Annotated in this window: 11 protein-coding genes; 3 read left to right on the plus strand and 8 right to left on the minus strand. The window is 41.0% G+C overall.

Annotated features, from left to right (window positions below):
* Positions 1–250: 250 nt before the first annotated feature.
* A complete protein-coding gene (locus tag HWQ58_RS14410) occupies positions 251–1846 on the minus strand; it encodes a S8 family serine peptidase (protein WP_292863434.1) in 1596 nt (531 codons plus the stop codon).
* A 368-nt stretch (positions 1847–2214) separates the two neighbouring features.
* Here HWQ58_RS14410 and rpe point away from each other — a divergent pair, with 368 nt between their 5' ends.
* Positions 2215–2922, plus strand: a complete 708-nt coding sequence (gene rpe, locus HWQ58_RS14415; RefSeq protein ID WP_292863437.1) for a ribulose-phosphate 3-epimerase — start codon at positions 2215–2217, stop codon at positions 2920–2922.
* 876 nt (positions 2923–3798) lie between these two features.
* Here the strand turns inward: rpe and HWQ58_RS14420 are convergent.
* The 5 genes from HWQ58_RS14420 to HWQ58_RS14440 all read right to left on the minus strand — a co-directional run bounded on the left by HWQ58_RS14420 (position 3799) and on the right by HWQ58_RS14440 (position 11566).
* Complete coding sequence (locus HWQ58_RS14420) at positions 3799–4269, minus strand: HetP family heterocyst commitment protein (protein WP_292863565.1); 471 nt, start codon at positions 4267–4269, stop codon at positions 3799–3801.
* A gap of 1131 nt (positions 4270–5400) precedes the next feature.
* The gene (locus HWQ58_RS14425) at positions 5401–5538 is read right to left on the minus strand and encodes a hypothetical protein (protein WP_292863440.1); all 138 of its coding nucleotides are present in this window, start codon (positions 5536–5538) and stop codon (positions 5401–5403) included.
* Positions 5539–6364: 826 nt separating this feature from the next.
* Positions 6365–8773: a GH116 family glycosyl hydrolase gene (locus HWQ58_RS14430; protein ID WP_292863443.1), complete on the minus strand. Its 2409-nt coding sequence runs from the start codon at positions 8771–8773 to the stop codon at positions 6365–6367.
* A gap of 157 nt (positions 8774–8930) precedes the next feature.
* Positions 8931–9434, minus strand: coding sequence for an ASCH domain-containing protein (locus HWQ58_RS14435; protein WP_292863446.1), 504 nt, complete (start codon positions 9432–9434; stop codon positions 8931–8933).
* Positions 9434–11566, minus strand: a complete 2133-nt coding sequence (locus tag HWQ58_RS14440; RefSeq protein ID WP_292863449.1) for an N-acetyltransferase — start codon at positions 11564–11566, stop codon at positions 9434–9436. Before HWQ58_RS14440 ends, HWQ58_RS14435 begins: the two co-directional genes overlap by 1 nt.
* 683 nt (positions 11567–12249) lie before the next feature.
* On the opposite strand from HWQ58_RS14440, the gene HWQ58_RS14445 reads away from it, so the two are divergent.
* Together HWQ58_RS14445 and HWQ58_RS14450 are read left to right on the plus strand one after the other, a co-directional pair.
* On the plus strand, positions 12250–15555 hold the full coding sequence (locus HWQ58_RS14445; RefSeq protein WP_292863452.1) for a hypothetical protein: 3306 nt from the start codon (positions 12250–12252) through the stop codon (positions 15553–15555).
* A gap of 361 nt (positions 15556–15916) precedes the next feature.
* A complete protein-coding gene (locus HWQ58_RS14450) occupies positions 15917–16390 on the plus strand; it encodes a hypothetical protein (RefSeq protein ID WP_292863455.1) in 474 nt (157 codons plus the stop codon).
* A gap of 205 nt (positions 16391–16595) precedes the next feature.
* Here the strand turns inward: HWQ58_RS14450 and HWQ58_RS14455 are convergent, their stop codons facing one another.
* Entirely contained in the window at positions 16596–16748 is a 153-nt protein-coding gene (locus HWQ58_RS14455; RefSeq protein WP_292863458.1) for a hypothetical protein, read from the minus strand.
* Positions 16749–16757: 9 nt separating this feature from the next.
* Positions 16758–17135: a CU044_2847 family protein gene (locus tag HWQ58_RS14460; protein ID WP_292863461.1), complete on the minus strand. Its 378-nt coding sequence runs from the start codon at positions 17133–17135 to the stop codon at positions 16758–16760.
* Positions 17136–17196 lie beyond the last annotated feature (61 nt).

Genomic DNA, 17196 nt, shown 5'->3' on the forward strand with positions numbered 1-17196 from the left:
CACAACTTGTGGAGTTGCTAATTCCTTATTGAGAAGGCTATACAGACGAGTTATAAAAAATTTTGATTTTTAAGAATTTTTCTCTTTACGTATAAACGTATTGTAAGCTACGTAATCATAAAATAATCACTTCTGTGAGGTTTTTATAAATCGAATAACGTTTTTTAGAGGCACGAAATCTCGTTCCCCTGCTCGATATGGGAACGAGAAAAACGCTGTAATTTTACACAGATATTTGTGCTAATCTATTTCAATTAATAGGTACAGTCCACCAAGCTAAACTGTAGGGTTGAGTCGCTTCATTCAGCTTTTGACGAAACTGGACACGGATTTTGTAATTGCCAGTAGCACTAACGGGGCAGAAAATGTGTTCTACACTATCAATTTGGCTGATTGAGGAGCAAACAGCACCAGCATCAGAATGAGGAGCATCAGCTTTTACTAAGTACAGGTCAAGATTATTCAAACCGCGATCGCGAAAATTTTCGCCTACGTCATATTGCTGGTTTTTATTTTTATCGTTGAGTTCTACCAATCGATCCCAACTCAGGGTGACAGCAACAAAACTTCCCTGCTTTAACGGTTTTGCTAATATATAGTCAATAGATGCTCCAACATCAACTGTGCGATAATCCCAACCGATAGCCGACACCGCAGCTGATGCCTGCCATTGACCAGCACTAAATTGTTGATAAGCACGAAATGCATTCAAATGACCCGCTCCCATTTGGGCATCCAAGGGAATTTTTGGATCTTTGTAAGCATCAGAATCTAGCCAGTTTTGATTTTGCTTATCAATTAGCGTCCGAGTCATTCCCAACTTTAAGCCATCGCCGCTATCTAGAAGTTTGTCTGCTGAATTCAGCAACACAGCTTTCATCACTTGATGACGCCGAGAATCGACGCTCCAGTGGGGTTGTTTTGTCCGCATTTGTCGGTTAGCAAGTTCTTGTAACAGAGCAACAGTAGCTGTAACTTGAGGTGCTGCAAAACTTGTACCTGTAACCTTGTTCAATTTGCCGTCTGGATTGAGCAAAAGAATATTATTCCCCGGAGCAACTAAACTGATAGCGCGACGCCCATCAAGATCAAATTCCCTTCCAGCGAGTCTTCCATTCACACCTTGGTTAACACCCGCCAGATTAGCCACGTCTACTTTGTTAAAAACTCCCCCTCGGCGGGATGAAAAAGCCACGTTTATTCCGTTAAAATTGTCTGTGGGAATAGGAATACCGCCTTTCCCCTGGTTGCCAGCGATCGCATACAAAACATCATGAGCGCGACTAGACCAGTCAACACATAAAGTTAGTAAAGCATTGCCGTCTAAAGTAGCTTCCGGTCGAGGATCGCGGCTCAGAGGTTCCCCAAAGCTAAAGTTAATCGCACGGACATCGCCACCATTTTGGAGCGCTATGTGCTGTGCCGACAAGCACTCTTCTGGCTGACCCATATTTTTAGTCGAACCCACCGCTGATGAATACAATCGCGCTCCTGGAGCAACTCCTGGCAGAGCTTTGTCTTGACTCACCATCACACCAGCGACATTGTAGGCGTGGGGGTCAACACCAGTATTAGACTTAGCTGGACCATTGCGTAAGAAAACCGCAGCTACAGATATAGCACGATTTTTAGACACCGCCTTATCCCACCCAAACATTCCTGGCCGACCAATTTCCACTTGCCCAATAGCAATCTTACGACCGATTAAATTATAAGGAGGTTTGTGTAGCTTCAGAGCATCAATGCCATTAGTTCCTAGTCCAGATTCTAAAGCTGAAGCAATTACCGGCGCACTCAGACAAGAAGCAGTTAATCCCCAAAATATCCAGGTTAATTTTTTAGTCATTAGTTATTAGTCATTAGTCATTAGTCATTAGTCATTAGTCATTGGTTATTGGGTATTGGGCATTTTGGGAAAAGCAGTTCCGTTAGCGGTAGCGGGGCGTTTAGCCCGTTCTGAGTAAAGAAGTGAAGAAGTGAGATTTCCCACTCAGCACTTAACACTCAGAATTTCTGAAGGGCATTAGGCATTGGGCATAAATTATTCTCCTTGTCCCTAATCCCCATTACCCAGTCTCCAATCCCCATTACCCCTTATCCCCAGAGGGGGCCCCACCTTCCCCAGTCCCCAAAAAACCGGGATCAAAATTATGAGTCTTGCTCAATGTTTTGTTACAATGCGTACAGACGAGGACGCTTAAAAATCCACTAGCCATGACCCAAAACCTATCTCAAAAGCCCATTGTAATTGCTCCATCTATCCTATCAGCCGATTTTAGTCGTCTGGGTGACGAAATTCGCGCCATAGACGCGGCTGGAGCAGATTGGATTCATGTTGATGTAATGGATGGTCGTTTTGTACCTAATATTACGATAGGCCCTCTGATTGTGGAGGCGATTCGTCCGATTACAACCAAGCCACTGGATGTCCATCTGATGATTGTGGAGCCAGAAAAGTATGTAGAGGATTTTGCTAAGGCGGGTGCCGATCATATTACCGTACACTGCGAACATAATGCTTCTCCACATCTGCACCGCACCTTGGGGCAAATTAAAGAGCTTGGTAAAAAAGCTGGAGTTGTACTTAATCCTGGTAGCCCTCTAGAACTAATTGAATACGTTTTAGATTTGTGCGATTTAGTACTAATTATGAGCGTCAACCCTGGTTTTGGTGGTCAAAGCTTTATCCCTGGTGTGTTACCCAAAATCCGCAAGCTGCGCCAAATGTGTGATGAACGTGGTCTTGACCCGTGGATTGAAGTAGATGGGGGACTGAAGGCAAATAATACCTGGCAAGTTTTGGAAGCGGGAGCCAATGCGATCGTCGCCGGTTCAGCTGTGTTTAACGCTAAAGATTATGCTGAGGCTATTACAGCAATTCGCAACAGCAAGAGTCCTACTCCAGAATTAGCCAAGGTTTAATTCGTTTTTGAATTAACCAATCATTAAACATGGAAGTGAAAAAGAATGTAGAGACGTAGCACCGCTACGTCTCTACAAGGGTTTTAGATTAATTTCACCAGATGTCTATTCTCCACAAAAAATAAGGTGGGCAATTTGCCTACCTTATTTATTTTTATATACAGATAAAAAACTGGAAGCTATTCAAGTTTTGAACTTCCAGTAATTGCTATATAAATTGAAAGTTTAGAAACTAAAGATAATCCAGGTTGGGAGGACTAGGATTACAATAGTCGAAAGAGAAGCGTATGAGCTACTAGTTCTACCAGCCAAGGACAACAATTTCACCGTAACTTTTCTATTTCCGTTCCTAGAATTGATGTTAAGCGTTTGCAATATTTAACTAAAGCAACACCAACCACAGGATAGAAAGTTTTATCAGCATTACTCGCACCGTCTGCAGTCAGTGAAAGCTGTGTAAAATTTGGATTGGGGGAATCCACCTCCCCAAATTCTCTTTGCTCAGACTTCCTCAGAAAAAGAACCACCAGTAGCAACGGTTGGATTATTGGTCTTGGTCTAGGAGTTATTTACTCCATGAAATGCTGACTACTTTTGTAATCAGTTTGATTTATTTCATAGTCAGAACTAATCGTTGATTTTATTTTTTAAATTAACTTGCTTGCCAAATCACCTCTATTTTAGTTGAAATTGTAGTTGTTATTAGTTTACCAATATCATTAGTATATATTTGCCATTTTGGCAGATTTTTGCAAAATACTATCAAATTAATGACTGCTATAGAAAACCTGTCATGCTATAAATTTCAAATTAGCATAACAGGCTTTCAGATAATCAATCAACTTTAGAGCAGAATCTATTGATTCCAAATACTTTTTAATTGACTCCACAGGATTTCAAAGAAATGTCTTGAACATTTTCTGGTTGTAATGGCGATTTATTTGATTGATGCTCGTTAATTTGCTGTGTCAATCTCTGGTCTAAACTACCAGCACGAATTTCTGCTTTTTGCTTTCTAACTACTTCTAGATAAGCTACGTCTTTAATTTTGCTTAAGCAGCTTGATGACACATTATTATCAGACTGAGAATCATGAGCATGTTGCAGCATTTTTAGATTTTCACTTTGCTGTTGTTTTGTCCTATCTGCTTGAGAGTTCTCTTTGAGCAATCGATTGTAGGTACGATATGGAATGTAATGGAGAGGATTATAACCACCAAATCGCAGCATTAAAACACATGCCCAGGAATACTTTCCAGCAAGAATTGCTTCAACTACTTTGTCAAATTGTTGAGCTTTCACTGTCTTATCTAAGTTACTACTAATACCAGTAATGTCTTGATTCATCATAGTGTTTAGTTATTTTGGGTGAAGTAAACTATTTTCTTCTCTGCGATTGTTGATGTTTCAATTGAGGTGTACAGACTGCACTAGCCTTTTTGCAAATCTTGAATTGCTTGTGGCAAATTATCAGCACTGGAGCGGTGTTTGATGTTTACAAGGGATAAAAATCCATAAGTAAATAAATTTTCTTGGTTCACACGCTTATATTTCTTACTACTGTTGAATTAGGCAATTTCCGGGAAGTTTACATATTTTTTGAGACTACAAGAGAAAATATATTTATCTTTGAGCGTTAACAACACTAGTCGTATTTATACTATTTTTTGTCGTTAATGTCATCTACTAATCTAGTATATTTGTAGGTCAAATTTACTGAATATATTCCGATACTTACTTGTGTATTGTGCAGCTTTTAGTTTTGTCCTCCTTTGCTAATTGTTGAGGGGTGTTACCCCTCACCCGATATCATTTTAAAACCTTTATTATTGTCGAGTAACTAGAAAACAATACCATTAAATAAAATGTAAAACAACTTGCAAAAATATTAGGTAATAAAGATTAAAACCGTTCACAGCCATAGGATTGAACCTATTTTTCAATAAGTTCGATTAGACAACAATACTTATTAGACTTGTCTTTATTGGTTTGCAAAAACTACAGCTTTAGCGTATCTAAATATAATCCCTGTCAACCGATCGCAAATACTTTATAACAATCAGGCAGTAATCATAAAATAGATCAGTTGAAAAATAAAATTACTGGTTAGTGATAATATAGATAGTTATAACGAGCCTTAGCTGAGTCCAGAAAAAGCTCCGCAAATGGATAATTTTACTAAAAGAAATATAGCAGGCTAAGTCTGTTCAATAATATTAGAGAATTTAAAAATAGATATAAAGCTAATTAATACAGAATATTATTAAGTTAATTCAGCAGAAATTTCTATATGTATGAATATCTAACAAATTTATAAAATTGAGATTACAAATGTAGTAGTAATTGGGCTAAATGGTTGTACAAGATCAAAAATCAATATGCGATCGCCTTTATCTCTCCAGACAACTACACGATTAATTTCTTGACAATGAGCTATCCACGGGTTATAATATGATTCCACCTTACTAAGACTCGTCCTCAATAATAGCGCTTCAATATCCTGCAAATTTGAGCTACTTCTGCTAAAGGCTGGAGAAATGCACCTGTAGGGTTTGCTAATGCTAAGTTACGCAAACTGTAGAGGTTTAAGCGTATGTCGTAGTATTGGCTAATCATTGCCAAACACACACCGCCACAATCTGATGAACTTTGCTGTTGAGTAAAGGAATAGGCACGTCATAATCTAGCTTTTGATTGTGAACGTAGTCTAGGAACTATCAGCAATATTGATAGCTAAAGCTAGTAATATTTGCATTTTTTGAAACGTTAGTCTTAAATTCTCAATGCTTCAACTCTTACCATTACTGAAATTTTCCTTTGCTTCCGGAAACACTCGGAAAATAAACAAGAGTCAGAAGACAGAATTCAGAATTGGTGAAAACTCTACGCCACTTGCGGGATAGAGTTTTGATTACGAAAAATATTTATTTTAGTTTCGCTTAACTTCGGGCGTTAGCGCAGCGGGACGAAGTACGGTTTTAACCAATATTCAGACGCGACGCTCGAATACTCGCTAACGCTCCGCTATCGCAGACTCGCTACCGCTACGCTATCACCCACTCGTACAGAATTCATGCTGAATTCTGACTCCTGAGTTCTGAATTCTTCTTATAAAATCGCAAATCTAAACTTTGCTTTTTCAGATGAAGACAGGTTAAATTTGGTAACGTGGAATATGACCGTTCGTAGGGGCGCACATCTGTCATGGGTGTCAACTTAAGGTAGAAGTTAGGTAAGAGAAAAGATTCTTATGCCCTCATCCCCTAACCCCTTCTCCCATATTGGGAGAAGGGGAACTAGAGAATTTGCTCCCCTCTTTCCCAATATGAGCGAGGGGCTGAGGGTGAGGGCAAAACTCATACAGTCAGAAAATTTCAGCTTAAGTTGACACCCATGACATCTGGGTGTGTTGCATCAAAACGAGAACCGCTTTGATAGTCAATCAATTAATAACTAAGTAAATTCCCCAAATCGCCATTGGCCGCAGGTAAGTGCTAGCGCGAAAAGTACCAGTTGCCGTGATAGCTTCCGGCGTGCGAAATTGCAGACCATTTTCATAAATTTGCTGCACTACAGCTTGCGTCAACCTCAACGCTTCATCCTTCATTCCCATCTGCACGAGAAAAGCCGCCAGCCCAAAGTTTATCCCTGTCCAAACTTCTAAGGGATGAGTAGCTTTGGGGTTTTCTGGTGAACCATCACGACGAACACCATTAGCAGCACCAAACTCACCATTGCAGAATTTCAAAAAGCAAGCGTCATAAACAGTTTTCAGGGCAGAAAGGGCGCGATCGCTTGGTACAATATCAGGTAAATCCAGCAGACGGGCGTAGAATTGTCCGCACAATTGATCTGCCATCACCACATCGGAACCACTTTTACTATCAAGTCGGTAATATTCTCCATTCCAGAGTTTTTCTTGGTAAATAGGAAGAGATTGTTGTAACCAAGTTTCATAAGTGGATTTTTGCGCTGCCAACTCTGTTGTGTTACTTGTCTGGTAAGTTAATAAAATATCGCTGATGGCGATCGCAGCTTCTAACGCTGCCAACCACAACCCCCCACAATAGGCGCTGACACCCTGTAATCGCCAATCATCAAAGGTTTGATCGGGTGCGCCAGAATTTTCAGGAATCCCATCGCCGTCGAGGTCAAAAGTTTTCAGGTAGTCGAGGGTTTGAACGATCGCATTCCAACAATCTGCTAGGAATTCCACATCGTCAGCACCCGTGAGTAAAAAATCACGGTATACTTGCAAGACAAAATCACTACCTAAATCTTTCCATAAATTACAGTCTTGATAGCTGGTGTAGTTGGTTTTCTCCCAGACGTGTTCGTTCGGTGCGCCTAAATCATGGGGTGTTGCACCTGCAACTTTGCGAACTGCAATTGGGCTTTCTGCCTTAATTGTCATGTAATAGCCAATGATTCGGGGAGTATCATCACCTTGAGGAATCGCCCGTGCAAATGCCCGAATTACCGACTTTTCTAATTCTGGAAATAGCATCAGCAGGGCAAAAGAGCCATACAACCGCACATCTAGACTTTCATACCAACGGTAATCTAAGCACTCTAGCACCGCAAACTGACCGATGGGGTCAAGTTCTGATGCTGCACTCCAGAGAGTACCGCCGCTGGTGAGGTCATAAAGCTCATTAAATAGAGCCATTTTAAACCAGTTGGGTAAATCTTCCCGGTCGAGAATGGGTTTTTGCCAACTTTGAATTTGCGATCGCCAGGTTTGGTATTCTTGTAAGGCAGTAGATGCGATCGCCCAAGCATTATTTCCACTTTTATCAAAAAAGTCTGTATATCTGCGATAATAGTTGACTCCAGCAGTAAATTCTGTGATCGGGAAATCCCAAGCGAGGACAAAGGGAATTTCCAGAGTTTCGCCTGGTTGGAGAGTGAAACGAAGTGCGATCGCAGCCCCGATTTGTGTATTCTCTGTTGCTGGAGTAGTATCAACATAATTAGGCAAAGAGCCATCTTGGGCGAAGCTTTGCCACACCTCATCACCTGTACCTTCAGGATTCCAGCGGCTGTGGTGAAATACTTCCACTTGGGGATGTTTCAGCGTCGCAATACACCAAGTTCCGTCACCCTCTTGCAAAGGTTGATCGCTACTAACCCAACCTAAAACACAGCCAAACTCTTGTGTATTTTCAACTATCTGGTTATAGTTTCCTTGACTTTCGCCCCAGCGTGGTTGGTATTCGTAAACCGGACTACCATCATCGCGCACTCGCACTTCGGGAGATTTAAGAGCGTTTGTAAACCAGCCCACCATATTTTGCCAAGTGAGCATAATGCCCAGAGTAATCGGTGCATCTGTGGGGTTATAAGCATTCCAGAGAAATATCGCCACAGGGTAGCTAGTTTCTTGGTAATTGCCTGCCCACACTGGGGAAAATTGCTCACAAGTCAACTGTGCTTGAAATACATTTTCATACACAAACCAGCTACGTGGATATAGCGCGTGATAATTGCCCGTCCCCTCTGTGTCGGGAGGTGTCGGATACCATTGCCAAGCCTTGAGAGTGCCATCATCGGGCGCTTGGGTAGACAAAGCATAGGCTTGGGAAGATGTACTATTGGATTCAAACACACTGAATTGACAAGCGGGAACATTTTTAAAGGTATGTTCACCGCCGTCGATGTGCCACAGGTTAAAGTCTCCCCGTGAAGAACGACCGATGCAACCTGCACCAAAGCCGCCTAAAGGCATACCATGCCAAGGGCCATCATCAATATTACTTGCATAGCGAACGGTATAAGGTTTGTCCCAGCCTAAGCCGATAGGACGGCTCCAAGTGCAAGAGGGAATTACTGGAGAGAGTTGATTTGTCATCGCCTAATGTTACAGCGTGCAGTTACGTCAATGAAGACTAGCGCGATGTGAGATTTTTCTCAAGTCGTTTGTTTGTAACTAGCAGCCCAGGAAGAAGAAGATATATATAACATCAAATCAAATTAGTGATTAAAATATTAATATTATATTTAAGTATTTAGCTTTGAGGTAATAATTCAGTTTGATAAACTTTAAGTTTTTCTGATCTGCTCAAAATATCACATTTTGCTATAGATTGAACAAGATTTATTTCTTTGTCTTTTAAGTAATGATAACATTGTGGCGGTCGAAAATCTGACCATTCTTCTCTTAACTGTTCAAGCTTAATTGGTGAATCAAAACTGAATGGTTTTTTAAAGAAAATAGCAAAACCTGTTTGAGAGTTTTCGTAGTATTTTTGAAAGCATTCATAGCTAATTCCAGCCTTATCTTTAACAATTTCCCAAAGTTTTTTCGGCGGCATTTCGACAACTTTTTCCACTTCAAGCACTCCAACTAATGCCTGTTCAGGGGATGTCGCATAAACGAGGATCAGATCACCTTCATTTAAATAGCGAGGTCTGACACGACGAAACTCGACTTGCTTATCACCACCAAATATCATTCTTGCATACTTGTGGTGGATAGATAAAAGAAGTATATTTGGAGACATTAAACTCATTATTCTATAGTATTTGAAGTTCCTATATTATATAATATTTTAAAGTTTTCTGTCGTTATTTTGGAAGATGATTGTACTGAAATATTGCGTCCTAACATCTTTTTAATATCTTCTAAAATTATTGGGCTTTTAAATAACTCCGTATCACTAAACTTGACAGCCATAATATCTTTATTTAGATCATTGTCAGCTATTTGTAAAATATCTTTGAAATTAAATACTCCAAGTCTTCTGAAACGTCTATATAACTCTTTAGGTTTCCCAATTACAATTTCGTCAAGTCGTGAACAAGCTCGAATAGCTTTTAGAGTATAAGAACTATTTTTTCCAGTACCAGATTTACTTACATACCATAAAATTCTACCTGGGGCTTGCATTGCACGTTTTGCACAGTAGTAAACTACTTCGCGTTTAAGAGCTATTTCTTCTTTAGATCCCCATAAAACTTCACTCGCCAATTCTTTATCAAACAAATCTTTAGCAAACCATGATTGAATGGGAATAATGAAGGTGGGAATTTCAGCATCAGCAATTTTAGCAGGGTAAAGTATCCGCTCAATATCTGCCATAAGCTCTGTTTTACTGAGTAATTCTTGATTTGCTAAAATTTCTACAAATGGAAAATATTTTTCATAGCCTTTACCTGATTCTTGACATATATTAAAAATATATGAAGAAATATCTGCTGCATTCTGCATTATAGCTAAGTTAGCCCTTAACCATCCCTTTTCAGTTTTTATAAAACTATCTTCCTGAAGCGCAGCAATAGTTATATCTTCCAAGTATGTTTCACTTATTCTAGTAAATTGTCTTTCTTCACTAGCAGCGGTAGAAAAACACTTGAAGATACAGCGACGTAACACAGTAGGCGTAAGCTTACTATCTCTGAAGCGAAAAACAGGAATTTTTAACTCGCCATTTTCTGATCTATCGTAAACTATTAAAGCTATTGGTTTTTCTTGTTGACGACCAACTGTAAAGCATTTAAATTGTTCTGTATTTGAAAGTAATTGGCGAATTTTTTTTCTAAAATCAGATTTTTTCTCACCTTGAGGATTGTCTAAGAATAAGTCAATTATAGAATCTATATCTCCACTGTGTATACGCTTTTCTTCTATATCAGTTCCAACTAAACGTTCAGGCTGATATTCGGTTTCTCTACGGAGTTCATCTAGCCTAATAATTAAATCAATAGGATGAATAATTAATAAGTTAAATTCTTTATATATGTCTGTTTCAATTCCTAGTAATCGTTTATCACGTGTTACGAAAAAAGAAGTTTTTAGACTGGAACTAATAACTCTTGCAATTTGCCGAAGGTCTGAATGATCGCTATCTTTCATATCTTCTGGAAAAAATCTACGTATAGCCTTACAGGCTTGATCAAATTCCTCTTGACTGCAAGGAAGAAAAGTAAATTTACTGGTTACTTCACGTAATTTTTTCCGCTTTTTACTATCTTCATTCCTACTTATTTCATTATTAATTTCATTAGTAAGGCATAATTCCAGTTCTGGTTTTAACCAATCGGCAATTAAAACTTTAGATTCTTTGCCTTCTTCATCAAAATTCTCATCATCTACTAAATCAAAGAAAATATTTGCATCTATTGCCACACAAATTCTAGATTCAGTTTTTTGGTAAGCAAGAGTAGTTAATAAATCAGAATGACCATAATCAAACCACCATTCAGTGAGAATGCTGCCATACTTACTTTTTCCTGGCCTTTCATGGAGAGGAACAAAGCCAAGATAGGCCCACATTCTATCTAGGTGATAGTCTCGACGACAGGATGCAAGAATACCGTATAGATGCTGAGTTCTTTTCCTTAAATCTTGGATAAGTAACTTTGTAATTCCTTTACCTCGCCACTCTTGAGCTACACAAAGATGTGTGAGTTTTACTCTAGAACAACGACGACTAATTCCGTAAAGGAGATACCCAACACAACCTACTTCTGAAGCTATACAGCCGAGAACAAAACCTTCGCCAGCAAGTCTACGGAAAGCTCCATACGGTAATGATCCAAGAGTTTTTGAATTGGCATCTCCTAAACGCATTATAGTTTCCAGATACTCGGAATCTGGGCTAATTTCTTGAATGCTAAACTTTAACGACTCCACTTTTACCATGTAAGTAACCTTTCTAAATCTCAGGATGTGCTTAATTTTTTTATAGTAATCCTATTTGATTTTTGAAAAGTCAAGTTGATTGAAAGTTTGCCAGATAAAGTTTTAGTTATCAGTATACTTAGCAAAGTAGAAGTGGCATTACTACATCAAACTTTCAAGTTATTTGTTATACTTGCTTTTCAAAAATACTGTTTGTAAACTCATCTAGTACAGTGTTTTTACTTACAAAACTCCAAAATATTGTAACAGTTATTGTTTTGATTCTACAAATGGCGAGGGTATAACTTCCTTAATTATGGTAAGTGAAGCGGGATCGCTTACCTTGAGAACTCGGTACTTTAAGCTCAGAACAGCAATATCCAAGATTCAAGTGTGAATCATGGTGAATAAAAAGCAAACACTTACTCTTTGAACTCAAAACTTCATACTCAGAACTTGGAAGTTCGAGATCCAAGGGTCAGCCGTAGCCCGCCCTTAGACATAGCTCCCGTAATTACTACTGAACTACAAGGTATAGAGCTTATCCCAGTCACTAAGACTTTAATATTGTGCTTCTACCGTATATTGCTCAACCGCTACTTGAATTTTAAATCTAGAGTTTTTAACTCTAATGGGTAAATCACTAGTAAATTTGGGTATTTTAAAGCACAGAGGTAATTTATCAATAGTTTTAGCAAAAGAAGATGACACAATACGCCCTTGTGGTTGAAATTGCTCAGAATGACAACAGTTTCGGCAGCCTGATTAAACCTATTAATGATGCAGAGGCTGTGACTAACACAGAAAAATTTTTGCTGGTGGTAGATGAGTTTGAGAAAGTATTTACAGTTTGTATAGATAAAGAAGAACGGCAGAGATTTCTTGAACTACTGACTGGGGTAGTAGAGATTCATGATTCGCGGTTAGCAGTTGTAATTACTATGCGAGGTGATTTTCTTGAATCTTGTTTAGATAATCCTTCTCTGACTCACCTGATTCAAACCCAGGCAGCAGTTATGCTGCCTTTAACTGGAATTGATTTAAAGGAAACAATCGCCAAGCCTGCCAAGCTTCAGGTTCATAGTGTTGAAGAAGCAGGAGTATTAAAAATTCTCCCAAATCTTAAACAAGAACCAGGGAGTTTGCCATTGTTAGAGTTTGCCTTAACTAAACTCTGGGAGAAACGCGAGCAAAAGAAATATCAACTAACCCAAGAAGAGTATGAGAAGTTGGGAGGATTAACTGCGGTGTTAAATCTCCATGCAGAAAATGTTTATCACTACCAAGATTATGAGAAAGAATATCCAACTCAAGAACGCAGTCAGCAAGAAAAAGAATGGATTAAGCAGATTTTTCTGCGGTTAGTGCGAACAGGAGAGGGAGAAAAGGATACCCGACAGCGCCAACCAAAAGCCACATTATTAAATATTGCAGGTGATGATGCCAATCAACAGCAACAGCTTAGTGAGTTGCTAGATGGTGAAGCGGGATTGGTTAAGGGACGCTTATTAATTACTGGGAAAGATGAAAAAGGAGAAGTCTGGATTGATTTAGCCCATGAAGCTTTAATTGAAAGTTGGCAGCAGTTTGCCCAGTGGCGACAACAAGACCGAGAGTTGCGACCGTTGAGCGATACATTAGAAAATACCCGACGGGAATGGTTGAACGAAAGGCCGGATGACAAATATTTAATGCAAAAGGAATTGCTGGCCCAAGTGAGGGATAGCTGGGAACAATTGCAATCACCCCAACAATATGAGGATTTTTACCAGTACAGCGATACTGATGAAAAAGACCGGATTGCCGAGATAGAAAGGGCGCTTACTGAATCCCAGTTGCGAGAGAAAGCGGCTAGAGTAGACGATTTATTGCCCTTCCAACCGCTAGATAGTCTAGTTTTGGCAATTCAAGCTATGGGGGAGAATCAAGAGAAACTACCCCAGCAGATTCTTGCATCAGTTCAGAACAGTTTGAATCGGGTGGTGAATAAAGCAAGAGTCTCGATTCCCTTCTGTGGTCATGAGGGTAATGTCTCTTCTGTCGCTATCAGTGCTGATGGGCAGACGATTGTCAGTGGCGGTGCTGATAGTACGGTGCGGTTGTGGAATTACCAAGGTCTTTCCTTAGCTGAACCATTGCGTGGTCATCAAGGTAATGTCTCTTCTGTCGCTATCAGTGCTGATGGGCAGACGATTGTCAGTGGCGGTGCTGATAGTACGGTGCGGTTGTGGAATTACCAAGGTCTTTCCTTAGCTGAACCATTGCGTGGTCATCAAGGTAATGTCTCTTCTGTCGCTATCAGTGCTGATGGGCAGACGATTGTCAGTGGCGGTGCTGATGGTACGGTGCGGTTGTGGAATTACCAAGGTCTTTCCTTAGCTGAACCATTGCGCGGTCATCAGGGTAATGTCTCTTCTGTCGCCATCAGTGCTGATGGGCAGACGATTGTCAGTGGCGGTGCTGATGGTACGGTGCGGGTGTGGAACTATCAAGGTCTTTCCTTAGCTAAACCATTGCGTGGACATAAGGGTTGGGTCTATTCTGTCGCTATCAGTGCTGATGGGCAGACGATTGTCAGTGGCGGTGCTGATGATACGGTGCGGTTGTGGAACTGCCAAGGTCTTCCCCTAGCTAAACCATTGCGTGGACATAAGGGTTGGGTCTATTCTGTCGCCATCAGTGCCGATGGGCAGACGATTGTCAGTGGCGGTGCCGACGGTCTGGTGCGGTTGTGGAATTACCAAGGTCTTCTCTTGGCTGAACCTTTGTATGGTCATGAGGGTAATGTCTCTTCTGTCGCCATCAGCGCCAATGGGCAGAACATTGTCAGTGCCGGTACTGACGATACGGTGCGGTTGTGGAATCGCCAAGGTTTTTCCTTAGCTGAACCTTTGCGCGGTCATGAGGGTAATGTCTATTCTGTCGCCATCAGCACCGATGGGCAGACGATTGTCAGTGGCAGTGCCAATGGTATGGTGCGGTTGTGGAATCGTCAAGGTCTGACCTTAGCTGAACCTTTGCGTGGTCATGAAGGTAATGTTAGGTCTGTCGCCATCAGCACCGATAGGCAGACAATTGCCAGTGGTGGTACTGATGGCACGGTGCGGTTTTGGAATCACCAAGGTCTGACCTCAGCAGAACCTTTGCGCGATCAAAAGGGTTGGGTCTATTCTGTTACCATCAGTGCCGATGGTCAGACGATTGTCAGTGGCGGTACTGACGGCACGGTGCGGTTGTGGAACCTGCAAGGTCTGACCTTAGCTGAACCTTTGTGTGGTCATCAGGGTTGGGTCTATTCTGTTGCCATTAGCGCTGATGGGCAAACGATTGTCAGTGGTGGTAGTGACGGCACTGTGCGGTTGTGGAACCTGCAAGGTCTTGCCTTAGCTGAACCTTTGCGTGGTCATCAGGGTTATGTAAATTCTGTCGCCATCAGTGCCGATGGGCAGACGATTGTCAGTGGTGGTGATGACGGCACTGTGCGGTTGTGGAATCGTCAAGGTCTTGCCTTAGCTGAACCTTTGCGTGGTCATCAGGGTTTTGTCAATTCTGTTGCCATTAGCGCCGATGGGCAGACGATTGTTAGTGGCGGTACTGATGGCACTGTGCGTTTGTGGAATTATCAAGGTATTGCTTTAGCTGAACCATTGCGTGGTCATAAAGGTTGGGTCTATTCTGTCGCCATTAGCGCCGATGGGCAGACGATTGTTAGTGGCGGTGATGATGGCACTGTGCGGTTGTGGAACCTACAAGGTCTTCCCTTGGCTGAACCTTTACATGGTCATGAGGGTTGGGTTTATTCTGTCGCCATTAGTGCCGATGGGCAGACGATTGTTAGCGGCGGTGAAGATGGCACTGTGCGTTTGTGGCGCGGTGACTGGCGTGCATGGTTGCAAGTCTGTTGTGACAGGTTACGTTACCATCCTATCTTCACCAATCCGCAAACAGAGGAAGCAAAAGCCGCCTGCAAAACCTGCCAAAAATATGTTTGGAGTAAAGTAAGCGGGTAAAAACACGGCATTGCTGTGCCTCTAAGAAGGTCTGTACTCGACTCAATTGCAAACGGCTATAAAGGCAGTAAGTAAAGAGAGGAGAACACGAAAAAGAGACTTATTATTTTCTCAATTTAGGCTCAGAACTCCAGTTTTCACCTTTAAAAATTGGAAGTTCATGCTCAAAACTCGAAATTTTATGTTCACAACTGCAACAGCCGAGATCCAAGGGTAAATTATGGTGAGTGAAAGGCTTAGGCGTAACCCGCACTTTGACAACGCTCACCTTTTGACCTTGGAATTTTTATTGGTGTTATTGAAATTAAACTTGTATATGTGGGCACACTAAAAATAAGCAACATACTGGAGACTAATTTCTATGTCCACAGCCCCAATTAGTGCAACACTAGCGCAATCAGATAGAGATGCGGTGTTGCAAGCGATCGCCACAATTAAAGACAAATTACCATTTTTGATTGATTTAAGTAACGAGGAGCGTAAAGCTTTACCCAAGATGGGAGATAAAAGCCGCGCTTTTGTCAGCAAAGCATTGGAAGTAGCGACACAGAACCCAGAGTTTTTACCGCGATCGTTTGACCTCAATGAGATGCGGAAAGACGTACAATTATTTGAAGCTTTGTATCCAGTATTGCTGTCTTTGTCACAATTACAAGAGTTGCTGGATGATACATCTATAGCAGTGGGTAGTGAAGCTTATGCAGCCGCCTTGCAGGTGTATAACTATGCCAAAGCTAGTGGACAAGGCGCTGGTTTAGATGGAGTAGTTGAGGAAATGGGGCAAAGGTTCGCCCGTAAATCTCGGAAATCCAAGCCTCAAGCCGCAGCGTTGTAGAAAATAGCTTCAACATCGCACTTCTTAGGTGCAATGTTGAGGTTCAGAACTCGGATGTTGGAGTAAATTGCTCGACGTTCCGAGTTCTGAACTCGAAGCTTCAACCTCAGAACATGGAATTTCGAGATGAGAACACGAAACTTGAAGCTTTGAACAGCAACGTCCAAGATCCAAGAGTAAATGATGGAGAGTGGAAGGCGATGGTTTACTCTTTGAACTCGGAACTTCGTGCTTTGAACAGCAACATCCAAGATTCAAGAGTGAATGATAGTGAATCAAAGGCGTAGGCGTAGCCAGCAGGAAACATCGCTTCCATAATTCCTAGCAGAGTTGAAGGTATAAAGCTTATCTCTGCCAAAGCAAAACTTTAAGTGCTGGAATTTTGCTTGTTTTCAGGAAACTTACACTTCACCTCAATTTCAAAATTACTCTCTGCCGAACCTTCAGTTAGGAAGGGTATACCAGTTTTTCCGCCTATCTTCAAGCCAAACTTGAGAGTCACCTCTTCGACTTCAGCTGTACCTAAATTTTTAAAAGCGCCAATGGCATATTTGGTATAAGCTCGAATTTGATGGTGAACTTCGTTAATCTTGACAAATGCCTCTTCTCGAAAGCCGTAGGATTCTTTATCGTCATTAACCTCTGGTGTGACTACTTCTGGAACAGTTGGCGTTTCCTTTGACTCGAACAGAATTGTATAGATTTCCCCGTCTTCTTCAAAGACTAAACGTTCTATGTTCGACATCAAGCCCTCAGATTTTAGGTGTATTTACGTTATCTTATTCTGTAACAGACAACTTCAATAT

It is taken from the genome of Nostoc sp. LPT, assembly GCF_017115165.1.
Classification (GTDB): Bacteria; Cyanobacteriota; Cyanobacteriia; order Cyanobacteriales; family Nostocaceae; genus Nostoc.